Annotated in this window: 25 protein-coding genes; 14 read left to right on the top strand and 11 right to left on the bottom strand. The window is 66.4% G+C overall.

The window, feature by feature from the left end:
- Positions 1 to 924 carry a deoxyribose-phosphate aldolase gene (gene deoC / locus EV662_RS02305; protein WP_425056983.1) on the bottom strand — a complete coding sequence of 308 codons (924 nt, stop codon included), beginning with the start codon at positions 922 to 924 and terminating at the stop codon, positions 1 to 3.
- A gap of 168 nt (positions 925 to 1,092) precedes the next feature.
- On the bottom strand, positions 1,093 to 1,476 hold the full coding sequence (locus EV662_RS02300; protein ID WP_132460501.1) for a hypothetical protein: 384 nt from the start codon (positions 1,474 to 1,476) through the stop codon (positions 1,093 to 1,095).
- Positions 1,477 to 2,030: 554 nt separating this feature from the next.
- Between EV662_RS02300 and EV662_RS02295 the strand changes: the two genes are divergently transcribed.
- Positions 2,031 to 3,008 (top strand): efflux RND transporter periplasmic adaptor subunit, encoded by a 978-nt coding sequence (locus EV662_RS02295; protein ID WP_132460500.1) that lies wholly within the window; start codon positions 2,031 to 2,033, stop codon positions 3,006 to 3,008.
- The gene (locus EV662_RS02290; protein ID WP_132460499.1) at positions 3,001 to 6,225 is read left to right on the top strand and encodes an efflux RND transporter permease subunit; all 3,225 of its coding nucleotides are present in this window, start codon (positions 3,001 to 3,003) and stop codon (positions 6,223 to 6,225) included. Before EV662_RS02295 ends, EV662_RS02290 begins: the two co-directional genes overlap by 8 nt.
- A gap of 164 nt (positions 6,226 to 6,389) precedes the next feature.
- Here EV662_RS02290 and EV662_RS02285 read toward each other — a convergent pair whose 3' ends face one another.
- The 9 genes from EV662_RS02285 to urtA form a co-directional block, all read right to left on the bottom strand.
- The gene (locus tag EV662_RS02285) at positions 6,390 to 7,529 is read right to left on the bottom strand and encodes an ABC transporter permease (RefSeq protein ID WP_132460498.1); all 1,140 of its coding nucleotides are present in this window, start codon (positions 7,527 to 7,529) and stop codon (positions 6,390 to 6,392) included.
- Positions 7,526 to 8,443, bottom strand: a complete 918-nt coding sequence (locus EV662_RS02280) for an ABC transporter ATP-binding protein (RefSeq protein ID WP_132460497.1) — start codon at positions 8,441 to 8,443, stop codon at positions 7,526 to 7,528. Before EV662_RS02280 ends, EV662_RS02285 begins: the two co-directional genes overlap by 4 nt.
- A complete protein-coding gene (locus EV662_RS02275) occupies positions 8,440 to 9,393 on the bottom strand; it encodes an HlyD family secretion protein (protein WP_207903573.1) in 954 nt (317 codons plus the stop codon). The genes EV662_RS02280 and EV662_RS02275 overlap by 4 nt, the downstream gene beginning before the upstream one ends.
- Positions 9,390 to 10,028 carry a CerR family C-terminal domain-containing protein gene (locus tag EV662_RS02270; protein WP_132460496.1) on the bottom strand — a complete coding sequence of 213 codons (639 nt, stop codon included), beginning with the start codon at positions 10,026 to 10,028 and terminating at the stop codon, positions 9,390 to 9,392. Before EV662_RS02270 ends, EV662_RS02275 begins: the two co-directional genes overlap by 4 nt.
- A gap of 360 nt (positions 10,029 to 10,388) precedes the next feature.
- Positions 10,389 to 11,084: an urea ABC transporter ATP-binding subunit UrtE gene (gene urtE, locus EV662_RS02265; protein WP_132460495.1), complete on the bottom strand. Its 696-nt coding sequence runs from the start codon at positions 11,082 to 11,084 to the stop codon at positions 10,389 to 10,391.
- A 3-nt stretch (positions 11,085 to 11,087) separates the two neighbouring features.
- Positions 11,088 to 11,828, bottom strand: a complete 741-nt coding sequence (gene urtD, locus EV662_RS02260) for an urea ABC transporter ATP-binding protein UrtD (protein WP_132460494.1) — start codon at positions 11,826 to 11,828, stop codon at positions 11,088 to 11,090.
- Complete coding sequence (gene urtC / locus EV662_RS02255) at positions 11,825 to 13,057, bottom strand: urea ABC transporter permease subunit UrtC (protein ID WP_132460493.1); 1,233 nt, start codon at positions 13,055 to 13,057, stop codon at positions 11,825 to 11,827. The genes urtD and urtC overlap by 4 nt, the downstream gene beginning before the upstream one ends.
- Before the next feature lie 3 nt (positions 13,058 to 13,060).
- Entirely contained in the window at positions 13,061 to 15,016 is a 1,956-nt protein-coding gene (urtB, locus tag EV662_RS02250; protein ID WP_132460492.1) for an urea ABC transporter permease subunit UrtB, read from the bottom strand.
- Between the two features lie 55 nt (positions 15,017 to 15,071).
- The gene (urtA, locus tag EV662_RS02245; protein ID WP_132460491.1) at positions 15,072 to 16,352 is read right to left on the bottom strand and encodes an urea ABC transporter substrate-binding protein; all 1,281 of its coding nucleotides are present in this window, start codon (positions 16,350 to 16,352) and stop codon (positions 15,072 to 15,074) included.
- 460 nt (positions 16,353 to 16,812) lie between these two features.
- Here urtA and EV662_RS02240 point away from each other — a divergent pair, with 460 nt between their 5' ends.
- The 12 genes from EV662_RS02240 to EV662_RS02185 all read left to right on the top strand — a co-directional run bounded on the left by EV662_RS02240 (position 16,813) and on the right by EV662_RS02185 (position 25,522).
- A complete protein-coding gene (locus EV662_RS02240; RefSeq protein ID WP_341799050.1) occupies positions 16,813 to 17,580 on the top strand; it encodes an urease accessory protein UreD in 768 nt (255 codons plus the stop codon).
- A gap of 1 nt (position 17,581) precedes the next feature.
- Positions 17,582 to 17,884: an urease subunit gamma gene (locus EV662_RS02235; protein WP_132460490.1), complete on the top strand. Its 303-nt coding sequence runs from the start codon at positions 17,582 to 17,584 to the stop codon at positions 17,882 to 17,884.
- Between the two features lie 24 nt (positions 17,885 to 17,908).
- Entirely contained in the window at positions 17,909 to 18,484 is a 576-nt protein-coding gene (locus EV662_RS02230; RefSeq protein WP_132460489.1) for a HupE/UreJ family protein, read from the top strand.
- 11 nt (positions 18,485 to 18,495) lie between these two features.
- Entirely contained in the window at positions 18,496 to 18,801 is a 306-nt protein-coding gene (locus EV662_RS02225) for an urease subunit beta (protein ID WP_132460488.1), read from the top strand.
- A 28-nt stretch (positions 18,802 to 18,829) separates the two neighbouring features.
- Entirely contained in the window at positions 18,830 to 19,306 is a 477-nt protein-coding gene (locus tag EV662_RS02220) for a hypothetical protein (RefSeq protein ID WP_132460487.1), read from the top strand.
- The gene (locus EV662_RS02215) at positions 19,303 to 19,671 is read left to right on the top strand and encodes a lysozyme inhibitor LprI family protein (protein ID WP_132460486.1); all 369 of its coding nucleotides are present in this window, start codon (positions 19,303 to 19,305) and stop codon (positions 19,669 to 19,671) included. Before EV662_RS02220 ends, EV662_RS02215 begins: the two co-directional genes overlap by 4 nt.
- A 13-nt stretch (positions 19,672 to 19,684) precedes the next feature.
- Positions 19,685 to 21,394 carry an urease subunit alpha gene (gene ureC, locus EV662_RS02210; protein ID WP_132460485.1) on the top strand — a complete coding sequence of 570 codons (1,710 nt, stop codon included), beginning with the start codon at positions 19,685 to 19,687 and terminating at the stop codon, positions 21,392 to 21,394.
- Positions 21,395 to 21,540: 146 nt separating this feature from the next.
- Positions 21,541 to 21,765, top strand: a complete 225-nt coding sequence (locus tag EV662_RS02205; RefSeq protein ID WP_243695742.1) for a DUF1127 domain-containing protein — start codon at positions 21,541 to 21,543, stop codon at positions 21,763 to 21,765.
- 25 nt (positions 21,766 to 21,790) lie between these two features.
- Positions 21,791 to 22,321 carry an urease accessory protein UreE gene (ureE, locus tag EV662_RS02200; RefSeq protein ID WP_132460484.1) on the top strand — a complete coding sequence of 177 codons (531 nt, stop codon included), beginning with the start codon at positions 21,791 to 21,793 and terminating at the stop codon, positions 22,319 to 22,321.
- The gene (locus EV662_RS02195; protein WP_132460483.1) at positions 22,311 to 22,958 is read left to right on the top strand and encodes an urease accessory protein UreF; all 648 of its coding nucleotides are present in this window, start codon (positions 22,311 to 22,313) and stop codon (positions 22,956 to 22,958) included. The genes ureE and EV662_RS02195 overlap by 11 nt, the downstream gene beginning before the upstream one ends.
- Positions 22,955 to 23,578, top strand: coding sequence for an urease accessory protein UreG (ureG, locus tag EV662_RS02190; protein WP_132460482.1), 624 nt, complete (start codon positions 22,955 to 22,957; stop codon positions 23,576 to 23,578). The genes EV662_RS02195 and ureG overlap by 4 nt, the downstream gene beginning before the upstream one ends.
- 144 nt (positions 23,579 to 23,722) lie before the next feature.
- Positions 23,723 to 25,522, top strand: coding sequence for an NAD(P)/FAD-dependent oxidoreductase (locus EV662_RS02185; protein ID WP_132460481.1), 1,800 nt, complete (start codon positions 23,723 to 23,725; stop codon positions 25,520 to 25,522).
- Positions 25,523 to 25,586 lie beyond the last annotated feature (64 nt).

Genomic DNA, 25,586 nt, shown 5'->3' with positions numbered 1-25,586 from the left:
CTATCCCATCGGGTGACGCCACGCGGCGGAATAGGCGCCCGTGACGTGGTGTTCGATCTGGCGCTCTATGTCGCCCAAGAGCGACGAGGCGCCGAAGCGGAACAGGTCGGGGGCAAGCCAGCGGTCGCCCAGTTCTTCCTTGATCAATGCTAGCCAGACCAGCGCATCCTTGGCCGCCGAAATGCCGCCCGCCGGTTTGAAACCCACCCGGTGGCCGGTCGCGGCATGATAGGCGCGGATCGCGCGGACCATGGTCAGGCCCACGGGCAGGGTGGCATTCACCGGTTCCTTGCCGGTCGAGGTCTTGATGAAATCGGCGCCGGCCATCATGCAGACAAGGCTGGCGCGGGCGACATTGGTCAAGGTGCCCAGTTCGCCCGTGGCCAGGATCGTCTTAAGGTGCGCGGGGCCGCAGGCTGCGCGAAACGCCGCCACCTCGTCGTAAAGCGCCCCCCAGTCGCCGGTCAGCACGTGGCGGCGCGAAATCACGATGTCGATCTCCTGTGCGCCCGCCGCGACCGAGGCCTCGATCTCGGCCAGCCGCGTGGCAAAGGGCGACAGCCCGGCGGGGAAGCCGGTCGAGACTGCCGCCACGGGAATGCCCGTTCCTTGCAGGGCGGCGAGGGCGGGGGCGATCATCTCGTGATAGACGCAGACCGCGCCGGTGGTCAGACGCGCCACCCCCAGCGCGTCCAGCAGGTCGGCGCGGACCGGCTGGCGGGCCTTGGCGCAAAGGCGGTGCACCCGTCCCGGCGTGTCGTCGCCAGCCAGCGTGGTAAGGTCGATCATCGAAACCGCACGCAGCAGCCACGCGGCCTGGTGCGTGTTCTTGACGGACCGGCGGCCGGGCAGGGTGGAGGTGCGCCGCTCGGCGGCGGACCGGTTCACGCGCAGCGCGCGCACCCAACCCAGGTCGAGGGGCATGCCGGGATTGCGCGCATGGCTGAGCTGGGGCAGGGCGGCGGTACCCTGACGAGTTTCGGCTGGCGCTTGAGTCTGGGTTCGGGGCACGGGTTCGCTCTGGCCACCTTTCGCGGGGTGGGCCATTGGTCGCACGTCACGGCGTGGCTTGGCAAGCGCTGGCGCCTGTTGTCAGAGCGTCAGGAAATAGTCGTCATGCGCCCGCCAATAGGCGGTCAGATCGACCGCCCGGGCGCGCGGCAGGCCCAGCGTATCCATCGCGTAAAGATCGGCCGAAATCAGCCCGGCGATGCGAAACCCGTGCTGGGCGGCGTCGCGCGCGGGGCTGCCGGCGGAAAAGATCGCCTCGATCTGGGCCGAGGCATTCACCAGGGCGAAGACGATCGCAAGCGGCGGCGAAGCCGACCAACGCGCCGCTGCCTCACGCGCGAATCGACGCCATCCATCGGGGCTGGACAACAGCGTTTCAAGCGCGAATTCGGTCAGGCCGTCCGGGTCGTCCTCTGACCCGGCGGAACCGTTGCTTGTGAAAACTGCGGCTGTGGGATGGACCATGATGAAATCTGTAACTCCGCGCCGGGTCTCCGCGCCCCGACCAAAAGAAAATGCCACTCTGTAATACTCGGCCATCGGAACGGTTCGGGACCGCTAGCGCGGGGGCACCCCCGGTCCACCCAGAATAGGGTGCCGAGTGAGTCCGGACAAGAAGTTCGGACAGAAAGCTTGACGCGGTTTCGATGTAATCGACACGCAAAGTGATGGATGCGATGTCATGCCCGATGACCAGTAACGCCGCCGGCAACAGCCCCCGGCCCTGCGATCCCGCCCCTGCGCTTGCGACAGGCGCGGCCAATTTCCTGAAATCGCGCCCCAGGTGTTCAGTCCCGGCATCTGGTGACCCGGATTGACGCGGAATCTGTCACCTGCTGACTTCGAGACTTTGCAGATTCATGCGTTCGGCAATCAAGCTTTTCCTTGAAAATACTGTCCAACTGGCGCATACATTCAAAAATATGCATGTGTAGTTCCCGGGTTGTGCCGATTCCGGGTCCGCAACAGGTGGATGCGATGCGCCGCGATCCGGTCGCCGCCACGGGAGGACGAAACCGATGCCGAGACCTATCCTTGCGATCCTCGCGATGCTGGCGGCGCTGCCCGCGATGGCCGCCGAGATTACACTTCAGCCGACAGAAATCACCGAATGGAAGGCGGTTTATGGCCAGGTCGAAACGCGTGACCGTGTGCCCGCCCGCGCCCGTATCGGCGGCACGCTGGTCGAGTTGAAGGTGACCGAGGGCGACCGTGTCGAGGCGGGCCAGGAAATCGCGCGGGTCGAGGATGACAAGCTGACCTTCCAGCTGCGCGCCATCGATGCGCAACTGAGTTCGCTGGAAACCCAGCTCGACACCGCCACGACCGACCTGAACCGGGGCGAGGCGCTGCGCGAACGCGGCGTGATCACCCAGCAGCGGCTGGACCAGTTGCGCACGCAGGTCGACGTCCTCAAGGGAAACATCGACTCCACCCGTGCCGAACGCCGGGTCGTGGAACAGCAGGTGACCGAGGGCGCGGTGCTCTCGCCCGACAACGGCGTGGTGCTCTCGGTGCCGATCTCGCTCGGCTCCGTCATCACGCCCGGCGAAACCGTGGCCGAGATCGGCGGCGGCGGCGTGTTCCTGCGCCTCTCGATCCCCGAACGCCACGCCACCGCGCTGCGCGAAGGGGATGAAATCACCCTTGGCGCGGGGTCCGGCATGGATGGCGAAACCGGTCGGCTGGCCAAGGTCTATCCCCAGATCGAGGGCGGCCGCGTTCTGGCCGATGTCGAGGTCGACGGCCTGGACGGCCGCTTCGTCGGCCGCCGCATCCCCGTTCGCCTGCCCGTGGGCACGCGCCAGGCGATTCTCGTGCCCGTCGACGCGCTGATCCGCGAAAGCGGTCTTGATTTCGTGACCGTTCAGGGTCCCGATGGCCCTGTCCGCCGCGCCGTCGTGCCCGGTGAGCCGGTCCGTACGGAGGGCGGCGAAATGCTGGAAATCCTGTCCGGCCTCAAGGCTGGCGATGCCGTGGTGACCGGCAATGACTGACACGCCCGAAACGCCCGAAGGCGGCCACAAGACGCCACTCGGCATCGCAGGCAACCTGACCCGCGGCTTCATCGCCTCGCCGCTGACGCCGCTCCTGCTGCTGGCCGCGCTCGCCATGGGCCTGATCGCGCTCATCAGCCTGCCGCGCGAAGAGGAACCCCAGATCTCCGTGCCGCTGGTGGACATCCATGTCCAGGCCGATGGGCTGCGCGCCGTCGACGCGGTGAAACTGGTGACCGAACCGCTGGAAATCATCGTCAAGGGCATCGACCAGGTCGAGCACGTCTATTCCCAGACCAATGACGACCAGGTCATGGTCACCGCCAGGTTCGAGGTTGGCCTGTCCCAGGACACCGCGATCCTGCGCGTCCGCGACAAGATCCTCGCCAATCTCGACCGCATCCCCGTGGGCATTCCCGAACCGCTGGTCGTGGGCCGCGGCATCAACGACGTGGCCATCGTCGCGCTGACCTTCGCGCCCGCGCCCGGCCAGACCGAGATCACCGCCGCCGACCTGACCCGCATCGCGCGCGAGGTCGAAACCGAACTCGTCAAGATCGAGAACGTGGGTCTCACCTATCTGGTCGGCAAGACCGAAGAGGCGCTCCGTGTCGCCCCCGACCCCGAGAAACTGGCGCTTTACGGCATCACGCTGCAACAGCTCGCCGCCAAGATCGAGGGCGCCAATTCCGCCGCCCCCGCTGGCATGGTCCGCGACGGCGGCCAGCAGGTCGCGCTGGAACTCGGCAAGACGCTTGCCACGCCCGCCGAGATCGGCAACCTCGAACTGACCGCCCGCGACGGGCGCACCGTCTATGTCCGCGACGTGGCCCAGGTCGGCTTCGTCCACGACCTCGACGAACACCACGTCGCCAGCCTGACGCGCGACGCGGACGGCACCGTCACCCGCCGCCCCGCCGTTACGCTGGCGCTGGCCAAACGCGCGGGCGCGAACGCCGTGGTGGTGGCCGAGGAAGTGCTCCACCGCCTGCACGAGATGGAAGGCGACCTGATCCCCGACAGCGTCGCGGTCGAGATCACCCGCGACTACGGCGAAACCGCCAGCGAAAAGGCCAACGAACTGCTGTTCCACCTTGGCCTCGCCACCGTTTCCATCGTGGCGCTCGTGCTCTTCGCCATCGGCTGGCGCGAGGCCATCGTGGTCGCCATCGTGATCCCGGTCACGATCCTGCTCACTCTCTTTGCTGCCTATGTCATGGGCTATACGCTCAACCGCGTCTCGCTGTTCGCGCTGATCTTCTCCATCGGGATTCTCGTGGACGACGCCATCGTGGTGATCGAGAACATCGCCCGCCACTGGGCCATGCAGGAAAAGGGCAAAAGCCGCACGCAAGCGGCCATCGAGGCCGTGGCCGAGGTCGGCAACCCCACCATCGTCGCCACCCTGACCGTGGTCGTCGCGCTCCTGCCGATGCTCTTTGTCAGCGGCCTCATGGGCCCGTACATGAGCCCGATCCCCGCGAATGCCTCCGCCGCGATGATCTTCTCCTTCTTCGTGGCGGTGATGATCACGCCCTGGCTGATGCTGAAAATCGCAGGGCGCGCGCCCTTGCACGACCATGACGGCCACGGCCATCCCGGCGGCCGCCTGGGGCGGCTTTACGCCGGTGTCGTCCGCCCGATCCTGGCCCGCAAATGGATCAGCCTGACCTTCCTCTTGGCCGTGGTCGTCGTCTCCTTCGGCTCGATGGGCGCGCTTTATACCAAGGATGTGACGGTCAAGCTCCTGCCCTTCGACAACAAGCCCGAGCTTTCGGTCATCATCGACCTGCCCGAGGGCGCGTCGGTCGAGGCCACCGACGCCGTCGCGCAGGACGTGGCCCGGATCGCGTTCGACCTGCCCGAGGTGATCTCGATCCAGACCTACGCGGGCACCGCGCAGCCCTTCAACTTCAACGGGCTGGTGCGCCACTACTTCCTGCGCGAGGCGCCGAACCTCGGTGACGTGCAGCTGAACCTGACCGGCAAGGACGCCCGCGACCGCCCCAGCCACGCCATCGCGCTGGACCTGCGCGAGCGGCTGCACCAGCTCGACGTGCCGATGGGCACGGTGCTCAAGGTGGTCGAACCGCCCCCGGGTCCCCCGGTGATCTCGACGCTGCTGGCCGAGATCTACGGCCCCGACGGCGACACCCGCCGCGCGGTCGCGGCCAAGGTGCGCGAGGCGTTCGAGGATATCCCCTTCATCGTCGATGTCGATGACAGCTATGGCACCCAGCCCCGGCGCATCCGGGCCGAACTGAGCCCCTCGGACCTTGCCTTCTTCAACGTGCAGGAGGCCGACGCGCTGCACACCATGCGGCTGCTCAATGGCACCTCGACCGTGGGCTATTCGCACCGGGGCGAGGGCCGCGTGCCGATCCCCATCGTGGTCGCCCGCGACCGCTCCGATCGCGTGATGGACGAGACCACGCTCGCCACCCCGGTGCCCGCCAACGCGCTGCCGGGCGGGCGCGGCGTGGTGGAACTGGGCGACGTGGTGACCCTGTCCGAGGAAGCGGCGTCCTACACGATCTTCCGCCATAACGGCCGCTATGCCGAGATGGTCACGGCCGAATTGGCGGGCGAATTCGAGGCCCCGCTCTACGGGATGCTCGCCGTCCAGAACCGCATCGACGAGATGGACTGGGGCGACCTGCCCAAGCCCACGATCAGCCTGCACGGCCAGCCCCTGTCTGAGAAAGACCCGGTGCTGCTCTGGGATGGCGAGTGGGAGGTCACCTACGTCACCTTCCGCGACATGGGCGCGGCCTTCGGCGTGGCGCTGGTGGGGATCTATATCCTCGTGGTGGCGCAGTTCGGCTCGTTCAAGCTGCCGCTGGTGGTGCTGACCCCCGTGCCGCTGACATTCCTCGGCATCATGCTGGGGCATTGGCTGTTCTCGGCGCCCTTCACCGCGACATCGATGATCGGGTTCATCGCGCTGGCGGGCATCATCGTGCGGAACTCGATCCTGCTGGTCGATTTCATCCGCCATTCCGGCGGGCCGGTGACGGTGGAAACGCTTGTCGAGGCGGGCGCGACCCGGTTCAAGCCGATCCTGTTGACCGCGCTTGCGGCCATGATCGGGGCGGCGGTGATCCTGGCCGACCCGATCTTCCAGGGGCTGGCGCTGTCGCTTCTCTTCGGGCTCGCGTCCTCGACCGCGCTGACGGTGCTGGTGATCCCGGCGATCTACCGCATCTTCCGGACCTGAAGGGTTTCGAGTTTCGCGCCGGCTGTCGCCGGGGCGACCCGCCGGGGGCTCCGCCCCCGGACACCCGGGGTATTTGTACCAAGAAAAAGGACCGCGGGCCTTCTTCTGGCCGTAAATATCCCAGGGGGAGTCCGAAGCACGGGGGCTGGCCCCCCCGCCCGTCCTCAGTCCAGGGTGCGCCGGAACCTGAGCAGCGCGGCACCGGACAGCAGAAGTACGAAGAGGCCCAGTGCCGCCATCGGCCCCGCCACCGTGGCCGCATCCGCCCCCTTCAGCATCACCGCCCGGATCAGCCGCAGGAAATGGGTCAGCGGAAAAATCTCGCCCAGCGTCTGCGCCCAGCCCGGCATGCCCCGGAACGGGAACATGAACCCCGAGAGCATCAGCGACGGCAAAAAGAAGAAGAACGTCAGCTGCATCGCCTGCATCTGGGTCCGGGCCACCGTCGAGATCAGGTAGCCCAGGATCACCAGCGCCAGCACGAAGACCAGGACCCCGACCAGGAGCAGCGGCAGGCTGCCGACGAAGGGGATCGAGAAAAGCGTCCTGGCCGCGACCAGCACGACGACCACCTGCACCGCGCCCACCGCGAGATAGGGCACCACCTTGCCCAGCATGATCTCCAGTGGCGTCGCGGGCATCGACAACAGGTTCTCCATCGTGCCGCGTTCGGTTTCCCGCGTCAGCGCCATCGCTGTCATCATCACCATCGTCAGCTGCAGGATCACGCCCAGAAGGCCCGGCACGATGTTGTATTGCGTGATCCCCTCGGGGTTGTATCGGCGGTGCACGATGACCGAAAGGCGCCTTGCCGCCTCGTCCTCGGCCGCTGCTTCGCCCCCGGACTCGCGCAGCAACGCTTCGGCGGCGACCGTGCCCAGCGTCGACACCGCGCCCGAAGCGACCGAGGGGTCGGTCGCGTCCGCCTCGATCAGGATCGTGGGCGCCTCACCGCGTGCCACCCGGCGGCCGAAATCGGACGGCACCGTGACCACGAAGGCGACGTCGCCCCTGGTGATCATCGCCTCGGCCTCCGCCGCCGTCGCGTCCGGCGCCACGAAGCGGTAATAGCCGGTCAACTCAAGCGCCGACACCATCGCCCGGGTGAACCGGTCCTGCGTAGGCGCCACCAGCGCCGCGGGCAGTTCCTTGGGGTCGGTGTTGATCGCAAAGCCGAACAGCATCAACTGCAGCAGCGGGATGCCCAGCATCATCCCGAAGGTCAGCCGGTCGCGGCGCATCTGGATCGTTTCCTTGGTCAGAAGCGCCCAGAGCCGTGCAAGGGAAAGAAAGCGGCCGCTCATGCCGCGGTTCCGTCATTCATCAGCTTGATGAACACGTCTTCCAGGCTGGTGTCGGCGGGGGCGGCCCGGGTGCCGGTTTCCCGCGCCACGCGTTCCACTGAAGCCCGCAACGCCGCGGCGTCGCGGCCCACGACGTGCAGCGCATTGCCGAAGGGTGCGATCTGCTCGACCCCCGGTGCGCCGGCAAGTCGCCGGGCGGCCTGGGGCGTGTTCGTGCCGGTCAATACCAGCGTTGTCAGTCCGGCATCACGCACCACCTCTTCGACGGTGCCCTGCGCCACCAGATGCCCGAACGAGATATAGTTGATCCGGTGACACCGCTCGGCCTCGTCCATGTAATGGGTCGAGACCAGCACCGTCATCCCGTCCGCGGCCAGCCGGTGGATCTCGTCCCAGAACTCGCGCCGTGCCTTTGGGTCGACCCCGGCGGTGGGCTCGTCCAGCAACAAGAGATCCGGCCGGTGCATGATGCAGGCGGCCAGTGCCAGCCGCTGTTTCCATCCCCCTGAAAGGTCGCCGGCCAACTGGCCCCGCCGTGCCGTCAGACCAAGATCCGCCAGCGTGTCGCGCACGATGCGGCCCACCGGTACCATCCCGTAAAGCCCGGCGACGAAGCGCAGGTTTTCCTCGATCGTCAGATCCTCGTAGAATGAAAAACGCTGGGTCATGTAGCCGACCTTGCGATTAATCGCGCGGCGCTCGCTGCGGATGTCATGGCCCAGAACGCGCCCCTCGCCGCCATCGGGTTCCAAAAGCCCGCAAATCATCCGTATGGTCGTCGTTTTTCCTGATCCGTTCGGTCCCAGGAACCCGGCGATCTCGCCACGCTCGACCGACAGCGTCACCCGGTTAACCACCGTCTTGTCGCCGAACCGCTTGGTCAGGCCGGTGACCGAGATCGCCGGCAGGGTCATTCCTGGGCGCCCGAAAGGAAGACGTCGACGATCTGACCGGGTTTCAGGTCGCCTTGGTCGAGGGGGCGTGCCTCGACCAGGTAGACCAGCTTTTGCCGGTTCTCGAGCGAGTAGATGACCGGGGGCGTGAATTCCGCCTTGTCCGCGACATAGGTGACCCGGGCCTTCAGGCCATCGGTGCAACCGTCGCAGCGTAGCGCGAGCAGTGTGCCGATGCCGACGGCCGAGAATGCCGTCTCGGGTATGTAGAGGCGCAGTTTCACCGCCCCCTCGCCCAGCACCGACAGCACGGGGGCCGAGGGGCCTGCGATTTCTCCCGGTGTTCGGATCACGTCGAACACGGTCACTGGCGCGTCCAGCGTCAGTGTGCGTTGATCCAGGTTCCATTCCGCCCGATCACGTGCCGCGCGCGCCCCGTCTACGGCGGCCTCGGCTTCGGCGATGGCCTCGGGCCGGGCGGGCAGGCGGGCAACGGCAAGGTCGGCCTCGATCTCGGCAACCCGCGCCTCTGCGACCTCGGCGGCGGTGATCGCGTCATCGCGCTGGGCGTCGGTCACCACGCCGCGGGCGGCGAGGTTGGTCATCCGTTCGCGCTGGCGCCGGGCCTCGTTTGCCTGGGCGACAGCCGAGGTGAGCGCCGCCTCGATCACGCGGATTTCCTCGGGGCGCTTGCCTTCCCTCAAATCGGCCAGATGGCTGCGTGCCTGCGCCAGCACTGCCTCGGCCTCGGCCAGCGCGATTTCGGCATCGCGGCGTTCCATCTCGACCAGTACCGTTCCCGCTGGGACACGGTCGCCGCGGGCGACGCGGACCTCGCGGATCTGCGCGGTGGCGACGGGGGCGACCAGCGTGAATTCCCCTTCGACATAGCCCGTCGCGAAGGGCGGAGGTGCAGCGCAGGCGGAAAACATTGCGGCGGCAAGCGGCAGGGCGCAGAGAAACCCGATCATGTCCGGTGCCTTTCGATCATCGCATGAAGATTGGCCGACAGCAGGTCGGCGATCCGGCCGGCCTCGTCCGGGCCGATCCCCGCCCAGCCGATCCGGCGCAGGACATAGGGTTGCCCGATCCGGAAATACAGCACCTGGCCCAGCATCGCGAAGACGGCCAGCTTGACCTCTTCGCTTTCGGGCGAACGGCCGGTGGCTACGCCCCAAAGCTGGCACAGCATGCGGTGGCGCGGTTCCAGGAACTCGGCATAGATCAGGTCGGCGACCTCGCCCGGGTCGGTCAGTTCGCGCAGCATGAATGCGGCGATGTCGGGGGCCTCGGGCGCGGCAACGAGGAACGCCACGAACCGGCGGAGCATCGCTTCGAGTTGCGCCGCGGCTTCGGTGGGGTTGGTGGGCGATATGTTTTCCGGCGATCCGAGCACGGCCCCGATCCGGGCGGCAACTTCGCGGGCCGAGGCCGCGTGCAGCCCGGCCTTGCCGCCGAAATGGTACGCGATGGAGGCGATGTTGGTGCCTGCCCGTGCCGCCAGCTCGCGGGTCGACGTCTGGCCGAACCCGCGGTGCCCGAAAAGGTGAATCGCGGCCTCGACGAGGCTGTTGCGGGTCTGAAGCGGAGCGGACTCGGTACCCATGGGAACAGGTTAATCAATCGTTTGATTGAAATCAATCAGCATCGACTAACCTCTCCACTTCGCATGGTCCGAAGGGGCTGCCCGAAACCCATCACGCCTGACGGTGCGCGCTGGACGCCCGTCAGGGCCGGTGCGTCAAAGATCACGGGAAGGATGTTCAGGCGACCTGGGGGGTGGGCGGTTCACCCCGGCGGCGCGTCGCCACCCGATAAGCGCGGTGCCCCTGAATATACTCCTCCGCCAAGGTTCTCGCAGCCATCGTCTTGTTCTGGCATCGAAATTCAAGGATTCTGGACCCGAATGGAACGCGCTCCGCCAATCCCGGGCATATCCGGGTGAAGAGTTCGCGGCTGCGACCCGTCAGACCGACACCGCCGCCACCAGCCGATCGCGGGAAAGTTCGGCCTTGGTGCCCTGCACCGTCACCGCGCCGCGTTCCATGACGTAGAACCGGTCGGCAAGCCCGTAGGCGAAGTCGAAATACTGTTCGACCAGGATGATGGCCATGCGCCCCTGGTCGCGCAGGTATTCGATCACGCGGCCGATCTGCTGGATGATGTTGGGCTGGATGCCTTCGGTCGGTTCGTCCAGCAGCAAAAGCTTGGGCTTGGTGATCATCGCCCGGGCGATGGCCAGTTGCTGCTGCTGACCGCCCGACAGGTCGCCACCGCGGCGGCCGGCCATGTCCTTGAGCACCGGGAAAAGTTCGTAAATCTCGTCGGGTACGAAACGCTCTGATTTCGGCAGGCAGGCAAAGCCGGTTTCCAGGTTCTCGCGTACGGTCAGCAGAGGGAAGATCATGCGTCCCTGCGGCACATAGCCCACGCCGCGATGCGCCATCGCCTGGGCGGACACCCGCGGCACGTCCTCGCCGTCAAGCTCCAACCGGCCGGCCGACCGCGCATGCGTGCCCGAGATCGCCTTCAGCAGGCTCGTCTTGCCAACGCCATTGGTGCCCATCACGCAGGTCACCTCGCCCGCTCGCGCCTGCAGGTCGATCCCGTGGAGGATCTGCGAGCCGCCGTAATGCAGCGTCAAACCTTCGGTCTTCAGCATCTTTCAGCGCCCCAGATAGACATCGATCACCTGTTGATTCTTCGTGACATGGTCCAGGCTGCCCTCAGCCAGAACGGACCCTTCGTGCAGCACCGTCACCCGGCACTCCAATCGCCGGACGAATTCCATGTCATGCTCGACGACAACGACGGCGCGTGTCTTGGCGGCCTCTTTCAAGAGGTCGGTGGTGTGCTCGCGTTCGGCCAGCGTCATGCCCGCGGCGGGTTCGTCCACCAACAGCAGCCGCGGCTCCTGCGCCAGCAGCATGCCGATTTCCAGCCATTGCTTCTGGCCGTGGCTCAGCTCGCCCGACTTGCGTTGCAACTGGTCGGCCAGACCGATTTCCTCGGCCAGTTCCTCGACGCGCGCCTTGTCCGCCGTGGTTTCGCGGTAGAACAGAACCTTCCACGGTGCGCGGTCCTTTTTCAGGGCCATCAGCAGGTTGTCGAACACCGACTGGTCCTCGAACACGGTCGGGCGCTGGAACTTGCGGCCAATCCCGGCCCGCGCGATCTGGCTTTCGTTCATCTTCAGAAGCGACCGGCTCATCTCGCCCCAAAGCACCTCGCCGGAATCGGGCTTGGTCTTGCCGGTGACGATGTCCATGAAGGTGGTCTTGCCCGCACCATTCGGACCGATGATCGCCCGCAACTCTGCCGGGCCGATATCAAAGGACAGGTTGTTGATGGCCTTGAACCCGTCGAAGCTGACCGAGACGCCCGAAACTTCCAGAAGCGTTGTCATTGCTCGGCCTCCTTCTCGCGAAGCGAACCCTGGTCTGGCCCAAGGGCGGCGCCGTGGCGGTCGGGGCCGTGCCGGCCGGTCAACAGGTCGAACAACCCGCCGATGCCCTTGGGCGCGAAGAGCGTGACGAGGACGAAGCTGAATCCCAGAAGCACCAGCCACCAGTCGACCCATTTCACCGTGTAGATGCCCAGCGGCAGGTCGGGTACCTGCCCGCCGGTGAACCATGTGGACAGAAGCGAAACGAAAGCCGCCCCGATCACCGCGCCGTAAAGCCGCCCGCGCCCGCCGATCGCCACCCAGACGGCCAGGTAGATCGACGCGATGGGGGCGATCTCGGCGGGGTTGATTATGCCCGCCTGCGGGTAATAAAGCGCCCCCGCGATCCCCGCGATCACGGCGGTCAGGGTGAACACGAACAGCTTGTAGCCCTCGACGGAGTAGCCCAGGAACCGCACCCGTGCCTCGTCGTCGCGGATGCCGCGGATCACGCTACCGAACTTGCCCGAGACCACGAAGGCCGCGACGACGTAACCGATGGCAAGTGCCGCGGCAGAGGCCCAGAAGAACCAGATCGAGACCATGGATTGCGGCACGTCAGCGGCGCCGGGCAGGTTCTGAAGGCCGGACAGACCGTTGTTGCCCCTCAGCCCGCTGTCGTTCTGGAACAGGTACAGGGCAAGGGCCAGCGTCATCGCCTGCGTCAGGATCGAAAGATAGACGCCCGTCACGCGCGAACGGAAGGCAAGCCAGCCGAAGACAAGGGCCAACAGGCCGGGGACCAGCACCACCAGCGCCAGCTGGATCGGCAGCGAATGGGCAAATGTCCACACCGCCGGGAAGTCCGACCCGCCGACGACGCCGAAGATCTGCGTGCCGATGGCATCGCGTATTTCGTCCGGCGTGGGCGGGATTTCCGCCTGGGCCAGCGATTCCGCGACGATCAGTTCCGTGCGGGCATACATCAGCCACATGCCGATCATGTAGCCGCCCAAACCGAAAAACGCGAAATGGCCCAGTGACAGGATGCCGGTATAGCCCCAGACGAGGTCCATCGCGATGGCGACCAGGCACAGGCACAGCGTCTTGCCCAGCGTCTTGACGAAGCTGGTCGAGATCAGGCCGACCCCCAACCCCTCGCCTAACACCGTCACCGCCAGGGTGAAGACCCCCAGCAGGGCAAGGAAGATAAGCACCGAGGGGTTTCTGGCGACAAAGCTCTTGCGCATGGCTCAATCCCCCGCCGCGCGGCCCCTCAGGGCGATGATGCCCCGCGGCCGGAACTGGATGAAAAGAATGATGAACAGGATCATGTAGGTCTGGGCGGCCAGCGTGTTGGACGGGTTCAGCCATTCGATCCCCTTTTGCAGGAAGCCGATGAGAGTCGCGCCCAGAAGCGTGCCCCAGATGTTGCCGACGCCGCCCACGACCACGGTCATGAAGCTTTGCACGATGTAGTCCTGCCCCAGTTCCGAGGTGACCTTGGCATACAGGCCGATGGCGACCCCGGCGACGCCGGCGATGCCGGAGCCCAGCCCGAAGGCCAGCATGTTGATCCGTTCGGGGTTGATACCCATCGAGGCGGCCATGCGCGGGTTCTGCGTCACCGCCCGCACCTCCAGCCCCAGCCGCGTCTTGCGCATGATGAACAGGAACAGGCCAAGGAAGATCAGCGCCAGCACGAAGATCGCGATGCGGATATAGCTGATCGAGACCACGTCGTTGATCACCAGCGCGCCGTCCAGCCAGTCGGGCGATGTCAGCGGGCGCGCCTGCGTGCCGAAGATGTTCTTGGCCAGCTGCTGCAGGGCTATGGAAATGCCGAAGGTCGCCAGCAGCGTTTCCAGCGGCCGGTTGTAAAGCCAGCGGATCACCAGCCGCTCCATCGCGACGCCCGCGCCGAAGGTGATCGCGAAGGCGAGCGGCAGCGCGATCAGGATCGACAGCGTATAGTCGGGCACGAGTTGCTGGACGACATAGCCAGTATAGGCCCCCATCATGATGAACTCGCCATGGGCCATGTTGATGACCCCCATCACCCCGAAGGTAACGGCCAGCCCGATCGCCGCGAGGAAGTAGATCGAGGCCAGCGACAGCGCGTCCAGCGTCAGGTCGGCGGCCTGGTTCAGCCCCACCTTCAGCGCGATGTCGTCCAGGGCGGCGGCGGCCGCTGCGGTGATCTCGGGATCGGTTTCGGCGTAGCGCTCATAGAAGGTATGGGAGGCCAGCGCCTCGGCGACCTGGGCTTCGGTCGCGGTGGCTGGCACGATCCCGGCCTCGGCTAGCTCGGCATAGGCGCGTTCGCGCGCGGCGTCGGTGTCCAGCTGGGCCACCGGCACGCTGCCCACCCGGCCATTCTGGATATTTGCAGCCAGCGCGGCGCGGATGTCGTCACGGTTGATCCGGGGCGGGGCAAGATCGGCCGCGACCAGCAGCGCATAGGCCTCGTCCTTCGGCAAGGCCTCGCTGCCGGGTTCCAGCACGCGGGCCAAGTTCTCGGCCGCCGGCGGATTGCCCGAGACGACGGCCCGTGTGGTCGCGACCAGCGGGTTCAAAGCGGCGCGGGCATCCACGCCCAGATCGCCGGCAAAGCTCTGGATGGCGGCGATCCGGGCCGCCGGGTCTTCGTCGTAGGAAATCGTCAGCAGCCGTTCCAACCGCTCCTTTCGGGCCCTCAGGTCCGGATCGGTCTCTGCCCCGATGCTGGCGCGCAGCGCGGCCAGGTGCGCAGGCTCGGCGTCGCGCGAGATCGCGTTCAGCGCGTCGGCCCGCCGTGCGGGGTCGGGGTCGGTCAGCTGGAATTGCACCAGGGCGGCCCCGATCATGCCGCGGATGCCGCTGTTGGGCTTGAGTTGCTCGATTTCGTCCTTGGCCGCGGTTGCCGTCTCGTTGCCGGTCGCGATGTCGACAAGCCGGTAGGTCTGTGCGTCGATCCGCTCGGCAAAGAAGAAAAGCCCGTCCGCCTTGCGCTGCCACAACTCCTTGCCCTGCCATTTCTCAAGCACCACCTGGGCTGCGGGCAAACCGCTGTCGCGCAGCGCGTCGATCGCCGGGGCGATGGTCCGGCGCGAGCTTTGCTCGATCAGGTCGCGGTGTTGCTGGAGGAGCTTCTGGATCGGGCTGTCCTGCGCCGCGGCGGGCAGGGTGAACAGCACGAGAAAAGAGAGTGCGGCAAGAAGGATGCGCATCGTTTGGGGCCTGTCCTGGGAAAAGGGGGCGGGCACGCCCGCCCCCACATGTCGCTCAGTAGTTCGACTTGATCTGGACGCAGCTCGATGTTTCGGTGTTGTACATCCCGCACTCGAGGTCCTTCCAGTCCGAGGTCAGCACGGCCGACTCGGGCAGGAAATCGGTCCAGGCGTCGCCCGGCACCGGATCGGTTTCCGAGATGATGTCGAATTGGCCATCCTCGAGGATCTCGCCGATCAACACCGGCTTGGACAGGTGGTGGTTGGTGCCCATCACGGCCGTGCCGCCCGTCAGGTTCGGGAATTCCTGGCCCCACATCGCCTCGCGCACGGCGTCGACATCGGTCGTCCCGGCCTGCTCGACCGCGTTCACCCACATGTTGAAGCCGATGTAATGGGCCTCCATCGGGTCGTTGGTCACGCGGGCGTCATCGCCGATGAAGGCGTGCCAGGTCTCGATGAACGCGGCGTTTTCCGGCGTGTCGGCGGACATGAAATAGTTCCAGGCCGCCAGATGCCCGACAAGGTTGGTGGTGTCGAGGCCCGAAAGTTCTTCTTCGCCCACCGAGAAGGCGACGACGGGAATGTCATCGGCCGAAACGCCCTGCGCGGCCAGTTCCTTGTAAAAGCCGATATTGGCGTCGCCGTTGATGGTGGAAATCACGCCCACCTTCTTGCCGTCCGCCCCCAGCGCCACGACGTCCGACACGATCTTGGACCAGTCGGAATGGCCGAAGGGTGTATAGTTCACGAAGATGTCCTCTTCCGCGATGCCCTTCGATTTCAGATAGGATTCCAGGATGTTGTTCGTGGTGCGCGGATAGACATAGTCGGTGCCCAGCAGCGCGAACTTCTCGACGCCCAGTTCCTCGAGGAAGTAATCCGTCGCCGGGATGGCCTGCTGGTTCGGCGCGGCGCCGGTGTAGAACACGTTCCTTGAGCTTTCCTCGCCCTCGTATTGCACCGGGTAGAACAGCAGCCCGTTCAGTTCCTCGATCACCGGCAGGACCGATTTCCGGCTGACCGACGTCCAGCAGCCGAACATCACATCCACGTCCTGCACGGTCAGCAACTCACGTGCCTTTTCGGCAAACAGCGGCCAGTCCGAGGCCGGGTCTACGACAACCGCCTCAAGTTGCTTGCCCAGCACGCCGCCCTTCTTGTTCTGCTCTTCGATGAGCATCAGCATCGTGTCTTTCAGGGTCGTCTCGGAAATCGCCATCGTCCCCGAGAGCGAATGCAGCACGCCCACCTTGATCGTGTCCTGCGCCCAGGCCGGCAGGGCAAGCGCGCCAAAGGCGACTGCGCCCGCGAGAATGGTCTTGAGAGTCTTCATGAATTCCCTCCGCGCGGGACAGGAACGGGCAGGTTGCGCGCACACGGCGCGGTGCCTACCCTCAGCCCCGCAACTTTACGTTGCACCCGTGTGTCGGCCTCTCCGAAGTCCCAAGTCGTGGGCCGTCACACACCCCGTCGATCGACCGAAGCCGTCCCCGCGGGCAGCGTCAGGCTTTCTGCGCCGCGGCAAGGTGGCAATCGCCAGCGTCATGCTGGCGTGGCGATTCCGGATAGCTGTCTAATTTTTTGGCGTATGGCCGCAGTTCTGGTTAAAAAACATGCTGAAATCTTTCTGAATCATCCAAACCCCGCCGAAAAGCTGGGCAGATACCACTTGTCTGCGGGACAACAGGGCAGTGTGGTCGGGCTTCTTCGGGGGTGTTCAGATTACCTGCCAGGTCAAACATGGCGCGGTCATTGCGCGACCGGCCCAGCCGCGGGCGGTCGGTCAAATCGCGTTGGCGGTCAAGTCGCTGGGCGGGCGCACCGCGCTGTCCGGGCTGCGGCAAAGCGGTGCCTTCAAGGCGCTTTTCCCGCGCGCAAGGGGGGGCGCGGTCGAGGCGATTCTGATCAACACGGCCGGTGGCATTACCGGGGGCGACCGGTTCGACACCCGGATCGAGGCGCAGGCGGAAAGTCACCTTTCGGTAACGACGCAGGCGGCCGAGCGCGCCTATCGGGCGCAGCCGGGCGAACGCGGAAGGGTGACGAACCGTCTGTCCGTCGGGCCTGGTGCGCGGCTCGACTGGCTGCCGCAGGAAACCATTCTTTACGATGGGTCGGCGCTGGAGCGGACCTTGGTGGCCGATCTGGCCGCCGATGCCCGGCTCTTGCTGGTCGAGCCAGTGGTCTTCGGCCGCGCCGCGATGGGCGAGGTCCTGCATGACGCCCTGTTCCACGACCGGATCGAGATACGCCGCGCGGGTGTGCCGCTTTATCTGGATGCGCTGCGCCTGGTCGGAGACTTGGCCGCCCACCTGGCCCGGCCTGCCCTGGCGGGTGGGGCCGGCGCGATGGCCAGCCTGGTTTTCGTCGCGCCAGAAGCCGAGTCCCAGCTGAAGCCCCTGCGCGCCTTGATGCCCCCGACCGGCGGTGTCAGCCTTCTGCGCGAAGACGTGCTGGTGATGCGCCTGCTTGCGCCCGACAGTTTCGCGTTGCGCCGGGCGCTTGTCCCGGCCTTGATATGCCTGACCGACAACGCCCTGCCAAGATCATGGATGACGTGACATGCAACTGACCCCCCGCGAAAAGGACAAGCTTCTGGTCGCGATGGCCGCCGAGGTCGCCCGCAAGCGGCTGGCGCGCGGCGTCAAGCTGAACCACCCCGAGGCCATCGCGCTGATCACCGATGCGGTGGTCGAAGGCGCCCGCGATGGCCGCAGCGTGGCCGACATGATGGAGGCGGGCGCCCAGGTGATCACCCGCGACCAGTGCATGGAGGGCGTGCCCGAGATGATCCACGAGGTGCAGGTCGAGGCCACTTTCCCCGACGGCACCAAGCTTGTGACCGTGCATAACCCGATCCGCTGAATACCACCCGAGGAGACCCAAGCGATGAAACGCCTTGCCCTTGCCTTCGTCCCCGCGCTGATCGCTGCAAACCCTGCGCTGGCCCATCTCGATCCGGTCGCCCACGGCTCTTTCGCCGCGGGCTTCAGCCACCCGGTCTTCGGCGCCGATCACATCCTCGCCATGGTGGCCGTGGGCCTCTGGGCGGTCACGATGGGCGGGCGCGCACTCTCGGCGCTACCCGTAGCCTTCGTGGGGGCGATGACGCTTGGCTTCGGGCTGGCACTCGCGGGGCTGGCGTTGCCGCTTGTCGAGCCGATGATCGTCGCCTCGGTGCTGGTTCTCGGCCTTCTGGTGGCGCTTGCGATCCGCATGCCCCTGCCGGCGGGGGCTGCGGTGGTTGGCGTGCTGGCGCTGTTCCATGGTCACGCCCACGGCGCCGAGATGGGCGGCGCGGCGGCGCTGGGTTACATGGGCGGCTTTGCCTTGGCGACCGCGCTGCTGCACGGCGTGGGCGTTTTGGCTGGACTGGCCCTGGCGCGGGTTGGCGGCGGGCTGCTGGCCCGGGGCGCGGGTGTCGCCGTCGCCGCGGCCGGTTCGACGCTGATGCTGGCCGGGTGAGGGCGCGCGCCATGATTCCCGGAGCGCTTTTCCCCGCTGCAGGCAGCCTGGCCTTGAACGCGGACCGCGCGGCCATCACCTTGATGGTGGCGAATACCGGCGACCGGCCGGTGCAGGTCGGCAGCCACTACCATTTCGCCGAGACGAATCCGGCGCTCGATTTCGACCGGGCCGCGGCGCATGGCATGCGCCTGGACATCGCCGCGGGCACCGCCGTCCGCTTCGAACCCGGGCAGAAACGTGAGGTCGCGCTGATCCCCATCGCCGGCGCCCGCCGTGTCTTCGGCTTCAACGGTCACGTGATGGGCGATCTTTAGACCAATCGCAGACCAAGGAGGATGACCGATGACAAGCTCGCCCCCGCCGCTTTATTCCCCTGCCGCGCCGTTCTGGATGGCATCCTGGATGGTCGACCAGCAGATCCGCATGGTGCAGATCGTCACCGATGCCATGCTGCGCGCCAACCCTTGGCTTGGGTTGATGCTGCGTGCCGGTGGCATCGACCCGCTGACCGCCGATGCGGCGATCGGCAAGGGCGATGAGGCGGGCGAACTGGATCTGGAGGCCGGTGGCGCCGAGGCAGAGGTGCCGCGGGCGCGTCCGCAGGTCGTGGTGGCTGCAAAACCGGTGCCCGAGCCAGCCGAGATGCCCAGGGCCGAAGCCGACCCCGCGCCCAAGGCTGCCGGGGTGCGCAAACGGTCAACGCCCGCGCCTCGGCGCAAGCCATCGGCCAGCGCCCCGCGCAGCGGCAGCCGTGCCCGGCGCAAACCCTCGGCGCCGCCGCCGCTGCCGGGCAGCGGGTCCCAGGAGCCGAAGAAATGAGCCGTCTGCCCGGCCGGCGACTGGCGGCGATGCTTGCCGTTCTGGCCGGGGCACCCGTGTCGGCCGTTGCGGCCTGCCCGGGCCAGACCCAGCTTGAAATGAACGACTGTGCGGCGGCGGCCCATGGCATCGCCGATGCCGAGCTGAACGCCGTCTGGTCGGTCGTCAAGCCGCAGATGGACTCGGCCGGCGTGGGTGCCCGGCTGCTGGATGCGCAACGCAAATGGATCGACTTCCGCGACGCGGCCTGTGCCGCCGAGGTCGCGCTGTTCGAGGGGGGCTCCATCGCGCCCCTCGTCTATTCCAACTGCCTGACCCGATTGACCCAGCGCCGGACCGAAGACCTGCGCGCGCTCGTGAACTGACAGGGAACCGCCCATGCCCAGAGAAATCGCCCGTGCCGACTATGCCGCGATGTTCGGCCCGACCACCGGGGATCGGCTCCGCCTCGCCGATACGGACCTGATCATCGAGGTGGAACGCGACCTGACCACCTACGGCGAAGAGGTGAAATTCGGCGGCGGCAAGGTGATCCGCGACGGGATGGGGCAATCCCAGGCGACGCGGGCCGAGGGCGCGGTGGACACCGTTATCACCAACGCGCTGATCTTGGACCACAGCGGCATCTACAAGGCCGATGTGGGACTGAAGGACGGGCGCATCGCCAGGATCGGCAAGGCGGGCAACCCCGACACCCAGCCGGGTGTCGATATCATCGTCGGGCCGGGGACCGAGGCCATCGCGGGCGAGGGGAAAATACTGACCGCGGGGGGCTTCGACAGCCATATCCACTATATCTGCCCGCAGCAGATCGAGGATGCGTTGCATTCCGGGCTGACGACGATGCTGGGTGGCGGCACGGGGCCCGCGCACGGCACGCTGGCCACCACCTGCACGCCTGGGCCCTGGCACATCGGGCGGATGTTGCAGGCGGCCGACGCCTTCCCGATGAATCTGGCTTTCGCGGGCAAGGGCAACGCCTCGCTGCCCGGTGCCCTGCTCGAGCAGATCGAGGGTGGCGCCTGCGCGCTGAAACTGCACGAGGATTGGGGGACGACCCCCGCGGCCATCGACTGTTGCCTGAGCGTCGCCGACGACATGGACGTGCAGGTGATGATCCACACCGACACGCTGAACGAAAGCGGGTTCGTGGAACACACGATCGCCGCCATGAAGGGCCGGACGATACACGCTTTCCATACCGAAGGGGCAGGGGGCGGGCACGCGCCCGACATCATCAAGGTCTGCGGCGAAGACTATGTGTTGCCCTCGTCGACCAACCCGACGCGGCCCTTCACGGTGAACACGCTGGAAGAGCACCTGGACATGCTGATGGTGTGTCACCACCTCGACAAGTCGATCCCCGAGGACGTGGCCTTTGCCGAAAGCCGGATCCGGCGCGAGACGATCGCGGCCGAGGACATCCTGCACGACATGGGCGCGTTTTCCATCATCGCGTCCGACAGCCAGGCGATGGGCCGGGTCGGAGAGGTCATAATCCGCACCTGGCAGACCGCCGACAAGATGAAGAAACAGCGCGGGCGACTGGCCGAGGAAACCGGCGAGAACGACAATTTCCGGGTGCGCCGTTACGTTGCGAAATACACGATCAACCCTGCGATTGCGCACGGGATCTCCCACGAGATCGGGTCGATCGAGGTGGGCAAGCGCGCCGACCTCGTGCTGTGGAACCCCGCCTTCTTCGGGGTGAAACCGGAAATGGTGCTGATGGGCGGCACCATCGTCTGCGCACAGATGGGCGACCCGAACGCCTCGATCCCGACACCCCAGCCTGTTTATACTCGCCCGATGTGGGGCGCCTATGGCCGGTCGGTCGAGAATTCTGCCGTGATCTTCGTGTCCGAGGCCGCACAGGCGGGCGGCATCCGGGGCAAGCTGGGGCTGGCCAAGCAGACGCTGTCGGTCAGGAACACCCGCGGCATCGGCAAGAAAGACCTCGTACTGAACGACGCAACGCCGCGGATCGAGGTGAACCCGGAAACCTACGAGGTGCGCGCCGATGGCGAACTCTTGACCTGCGCGCCGGCTGACGTACTGCCGATGGCGCAACGATACTTCATGTTCTGAGGGGAAAATGGGACAGGCGCACAAATGTGCTGCACCGCAGCAACAAGGTAGGGGCGATACGAAGCTGTCATTGGGCCGTGTGCGGCATAAGCCCTATTTTAACGCCCATGGGAGGAGACTTCTTGTGAACCACGAGGAGATTTCCGATGGGAACGCCGTACATGACGCTCAAGACCGCGCCAGGTGGCATGTCCGAGCGACTGGACCTGTTCTTTGCGGGGCTTGGTCTGGGCGTCAACGCCTACACGCTGCGCCGATCGAGGATGCGCGAAATTCAGGCCCTGAATGCCTGTTCCGACGCGCAACTGGCGCGCATGGGCCTGACACGGGACGACATCCCGGGCTACGTCTTCCGCGACCTGTTCTGCTGAGGCCCGCAGGGGCCGGGGGGCGCGCATGAGCACGCTGCCCGTGGTCCGCGAACTGCGCCCAGCCATCGCGGGGCGCGCCGACGATTGCGTGACGCTGACCTATGACGAACGGTTCCTGCGGCGCAAACGTCTTGTCACCGACGGCGGTCTTGCCTTCCTTCTGGACCTTCCCAAGACAACCTCGCTGAACGAGGGGGACGTGCTGTGCCTCGAGGACGGTCTGACCATAAGGGTCAAGGCCGCCGACGAACCGCTGCTCGAGGTTTCCGGCCCCGACCTGCCGCGGATCGCCTGGCATATCGGCAACCGCCACACCCCCTGTCAGATCGACGCCCGGCGCCTGTTGATCCAGCGCGACCACGTCATGCGCGACATGCTGGAAAAGATCGGTGCGACGGTCGCCGAAGTGACCGAACCCTTCACGCCCGAGGGCGGGGCCTATGGGCACGGGCGCACGCATGGCCATTCGCACGGTCACGACCACGAGCATGGGCACGATCACGACCACGGGCACGGCCACCATCACCATGGCCATGACCACGACCATGCCCACTGATGCACAGGTTCTGAAGCTGGCCCAGTGGCTGTCGCCCGCCTACCCGGTTGGGGCGTTCAGCTACAGCCACGGGCTGGAATGGGCGGTTGCGGCGGGCGAGGTGGCGGATGCCGCCGCCTTGCGGGACTGGCTGGCCGATGTTCTGGCGCATGGGGCGGGCCGGGCAGACGCGATCTTCCTCGCGGCGGCGTTCAATGCGCCGGGGGCCGAGGCGCTGGCCGGTGTCGACGCGCTGGCCCGCGCCTTCCAGCCCTCGGCCGAACGGCTTCTGGAAACCACCGCCCAGGGTGCCGCCTTCGCCAAGGTCACCGCCGATGTCTGGCCCGCTGACCTGCCCGCGCTGACCTATCCGGTCGCGTTGGGCCGGGCCGCGCGGCTGCACGACCTGCCGTTGGTCCTGACGGCGCGGATGTACCTTCACGCCTTCACGTCGAACCTTGTTTCGGCGGCGATCCGGCTGATCCCCATCGGCCAGACCGACGGGCAACGGGTCCTGACCGCGCTGACACCGCTTTGCGAAACCGTGGCCGAGGCGGCGACGGCCGAAACGCCGGACGATCTGTCCAGCACCGCCTTTCTCGCCGACATCGCGTCGATGCATCACGAAACCCAGTATTCGAGGCTTTTCCGCACATGACTTCCCCCAACGGCCCCCTCCGCGTGGGCATCGGCGGCCCGGTGGGCGCCGGCAAGACCACGCTGACCGCGGCACTCGCCCGCGCGCTGTCCCCGCGCTTCTCGGTCGCCGTCGTCACCAACGACATCTACACGCAAGAGGATGCCGAGGCGCTGATGCGGATGCAGGTGCTGCCCGCCGAGCGGATCAAGGGTGTGGAAACCGGCGGCTGCCCGCATACGGCGATCCGCGAGGATGCCTCGATCAACCTCGCCGCCATCGCGGAGCTGACCGAAAGGTTTCCCGATCTCGACGTGGTGCTGATCGAGTCGGGCGGCGACAACCTGTCGGCCACGTTCAGCCCCGAACTGGCCGACGTGACGCTTTACGTGATCGACGTCGCCGCGGGCGAGGAAATTCCCCGCAAGGGCGGCCCCGCGATCACGAAATCCGATCTGCTGATCATCAACAAGACCGACCTCGCCCCCCATGTCGGCGCGGATCTGTCGGTGATGGAGCGTGATGCGAAACGGATGCGGGGCGAGGGCAAGTTCATCTTTGCCGCGTTACGTCACGGGCAAGGCGTGGACGAGATCGCCGCCGAACTTTGCCTGGTCGGAGGGCTGGCCGAGACCGCCTGAACCTGGCCCGGCACTGGCGCCTCTCGCCGGAACATCCCGGCGCGCGGGGTTCCGCCCAACCCCGGGTCCGACCATGGTCGCGCTTGGCAGGGTCACACCCTTGGTTGCACGCTTTCCAGCGGGAACCATCAAGGGAGGAGACCCATGCTCGACACGACCACTGTCGATACGGTGACGCATGTCCTGTCCGAGTTCGGCGACGCGCTGGAGAAAGGCGATATCGAGCGCGCCGTCGCGCAGTTCCAGGACGACTGCTACTGGCGCGACCTTGTCACCTTTACCTGGAACATCGCCACGCTAGAGGGCAAGGACCAGATCCGCGACATGCTGGGGGCGCAGCTCTCTGCCATCCGCCCGACCGGCTGGACCATCGCCGCCGGCGAAACGCCTGAAGAGGCCGACGGCCTGATCACCGCCTGGATCGAGTTCGAAACGGACGTGGCGCGCGGTTACGGTCTTGTCCGTCTCAAGGACGGCAAGATCTGGACGCTGCTCACCTCGATGACCGAACTCAAGGGGTTCGAGGAACCGCTGGGCTTCGAACGTCCCTTGGGCGCCAGGCATGGGGCGGCGAAGAACCGCAAGACCTGGGCGGAGGAGCGCGAGGAGGAGGCGCGCACCCTCGGCTACACGAAACAGCCCTACGTGGTGATCGTCGGCGGCGGGCAGGGCGGCATCGCGCTGGGCGCGCGGCTGCGCCAGCTGGGCGTGCCCACGATCATCGTGGAAAGGAACGACCGCCCCGGCGACAGCTGGCGGAACCGGTACAAGTCGCTCTGCCTGCACGACCCGGTCTGGTACGACCACTTGCCCTACCTGCCGTTCCCGCCGAACTGGCCGGTCTTCAGCCCCAAGGACAAGATCGGCGACTGGCTGGAGATGTATACCAAGGTGATGGAGCTGAACTACTGGACGCGCACCACCTGCAAGTCCGCGAGATACGACGAGACCAAGAAAGAATGGACCGTCGTCGTGGACCGCGACGGCGAAGAGGTCGTGCTGAAGCCCAAACAGTTGGTGCTGGCCACCGGCATGTCGGGCAAGGCCAACATGCCCCAAATCCCCGGAATGGAGAAATTCAGGGGCGACCAGCACCATTCCTCGAAGCATCCCGGCCCGGACGCCTATGCGGGCAAGAAGGCCGTGGTCGTGGGGTCCAACAACTCCGCCCACGACATCTCGGCCGCGCTTTGGGAGGCGGGGGCGGATGTCACAATGGTGCAGCGCTCGACGACGCATATCGTACGGTCCGACACGCTGATGGAGATCGGCCTGGGCGCGCTTTATTCCGAGGAAGCGGTGCAGAACGGCATGACGACCCAGAAGGCCGACATGATCTTCGCCTCGATCCCCTATGCCATCCTGCACGAGTTCCAGATCCCGCTCTACGAGCAGATGAAGGAGATCGACAAGGACTTCTACGATGGGCTGGAAAAGGCCGGGTTCCGGCTCGACTGGGGCGATGACGGCTCGGGGCTGTTCATGAAATATCTGCGCCGTGGCTCGGGCTATTACATCGACGTGGGCGCCAGCCAGCTGATCATCGACGGCGAGATAAAGCTGGCCCATGGCCAGGTCACCGAGGTGGTCGAGGACGGCGTCATCCTCGAGGATGGCACGAAACTGACGGCCGACGTGATCGTCTGGGCCACGGGCTATGGGTCGATGAACGGCTGGGCGGCCGACCTGATCGGACAGGACGTGGCCGACAAGGTGGGCAAGTGCTGGGGGCTCGGCTCGAACACCACGAAGGACCCCGGCCCATGGGAGGGCGAACAGCGCAACATGTGGAAGCCGACCTGCCAGGAGGCGCTGTGGTTCCACGGCGGTAACCTGCACCAGTCGCGCCATTACTCGCAGTACCTGTCGCTGCAGCTCAAGGCGCGGATGGAGGGGATCGACACGCCGGTCTACGGGCTCCATCCGCCCCATCACCTGAACTAGGCGGCAAGCGGCCCGCCCAGCGGGCGGGCCGTTCGCCCCAAGATGCGGACGGCCTCGCGCCCGG

Origin of the sequence: Rhodovulum marinum, assembly GCF_004343075.1 — a bacterium.
GTDB lineage: Bacteria > Pseudomonadota > Alphaproteobacteria > Rhodobacterales > Rhodobacteraceae > Rhodovulum > Rhodovulum marinum.
The sequence above is the reverse complement of the archived record's forward strand: the minus strand, read 5'-3'. Positions and strand labels throughout refer to the sequence as shown.

What these genes read in the sequence shown, in the direction of transcription:
- EV662_RS02230 (WP_132460489.1), top strand. Translation starts at nt 17,909, where the DNA reads ATGAAACGCCTTGCCCTTGCCTTCGTCCCCGCGCTGATCGCTGCAAAC.
- EV662_RS02275 (WP_207903573.1), bottom strand. Translation starts at nt 9,393, where the DNA reads ATGATCGGGTTTCTCTGCGCCCTGCCGCTTGCCGCCGCAATGTTTTCC.
- EV662_RS02285 (WP_132460498.1), bottom strand. Translation starts at nt 7,529, where the DNA reads ATGAGCGGCCGCTTTCTTTCCCTTGCACGGCTCTGGGCGCTTCTGACC.
- EV662_RS02205 (WP_243695742.1), top strand. Translation starts at nt 21,541, where the DNA reads ATGGGAACGCCGTACATGACGCTCAAGACCGCGCCAGGTGGCATGTCC.
- EV662_RS02235 (WP_132460490.1), top strand. Translation starts at nt 17,582, where the DNA reads ATGCAACTGACCCCCCGCGAAAAGGACAAGCTTCTGGTCGCGATGGCC.
- urtE (WP_132460495.1), bottom strand. Translation starts at nt 11,084, where the DNA reads ATGCTGAAGACCGAAGGTTTGACGCTGCATTACGGCGGCTCGCAGATC.
- deoC (WP_425056983.1), bottom strand. Translation starts at nt 924, where the DNA reads ATGCCCCTCGACCTGGGTTGGGTGCGCGCGCTGCGCGTGAACCGGTCC.
- EV662_RS02195 (WP_132460483.1), top strand. Translation starts at nt 22,311, where the DNA reads ATGCCCACTGATGCACAGGTTCTGAAGCTGGCCCAGTGGCTGTCGCCC.
- urtC (WP_132460493.1), bottom strand. Translation starts at nt 13,057, where the DNA reads ATGCGCAAGAGCTTTGTCGCCAGAAACCCCTCGGTGCTTATCTTCCTT.
- ureE (WP_132460484.1), top strand. Translation starts at nt 21,791, where the DNA reads ATGAGCACGCTGCCCGTGGTCCGCGAACTGCGCCCAGCCATCGCGGGG.
- EV662_RS02300 (WP_132460501.1), bottom strand. Translation starts at nt 1,476, where the DNA reads ATGGTCCATCCCACAGCCGCAGTTTTCACAAGCAACGGTTCCGCCGGG.
- EV662_RS02270 (WP_132460496.1), bottom strand. Translation starts at nt 10,028, where the DNA reads ATGGGTACCGAGTCCGCTCCGCTTCAGACCCGCAACAGCCTCGTCGAG.
- EV662_RS02295 (WP_132460500.1), top strand. Translation starts at nt 2,031, where the DNA reads ATGCCGAGACCTATCCTTGCGATCCTCGCGATGCTGGCGGCGCTGCCC.
- EV662_RS02225 (WP_132460488.1), top strand. Translation starts at nt 18,496, where the DNA reads ATGATTCCCGGAGCGCTTTTCCCCGCTGCAGGCAGCCTGGCCTTGAAC.
- urtA (WP_132460491.1), bottom strand. Translation starts at nt 16,352, where the DNA reads ATGAAGACTCTCAAGACCATTCTCGCGGGCGCAGTCGCCTTTGGCGCG.
- EV662_RS02220 (WP_132460487.1), top strand. Translation starts at nt 18,830, where the DNA reads ATGACAAGCTCGCCCCCGCCGCTTTATTCCCCTGCCGCGCCGTTCTGG.
- urtD (WP_132460494.1), bottom strand. Translation starts at nt 11,828, where the DNA reads ATGACAACGCTTCTGGAAGTTTCGGGCGTCTCGGTCAGCTTCGACGGG.
- ureG (WP_132460482.1), top strand. Translation starts at nt 22,955, where the DNA reads ATGACTTCCCCCAACGGCCCCCTCCGCGTGGGCATCGGCGGCCCGGTG.
- urtB (WP_132460492.1), bottom strand. Translation starts at nt 15,016, where the DNA reads ATGCGCATCCTTCTTGCCGCACTCTCTTTTCTCGTGCTGTTCACCCTG.
- EV662_RS02215 (WP_132460486.1), top strand. Translation starts at nt 19,303, where the DNA reads ATGAGCCGTCTGCCCGGCCGGCGACTGGCGGCGATGCTTGCCGTTCTG.
- EV662_RS02185 (WP_132460481.1), top strand. Translation starts at nt 23,723, where the DNA reads ATGCTCGACACGACCACTGTCGATACGGTGACGCATGTCCTGTCCGAG.
- ureC (WP_132460485.1), top strand. Translation starts at nt 19,685, where the DNA reads ATGCCCAGAGAAATCGCCCGTGCCGACTATGCCGCGATGTTCGGCCCG.
- EV662_RS02280 (WP_132460497.1), bottom strand. Translation starts at nt 8,443, where the DNA reads ATGACCCTGCCGGCGATCTCGGTCACCGGCCTGACCAAGCGGTTCGGC.
- EV662_RS02290 (WP_132460499.1), top strand. Translation starts at nt 3,001, where the DNA reads ATGACTGACACGCCCGAAACGCCCGAAGGCGGCCACAAGACGCCACTC.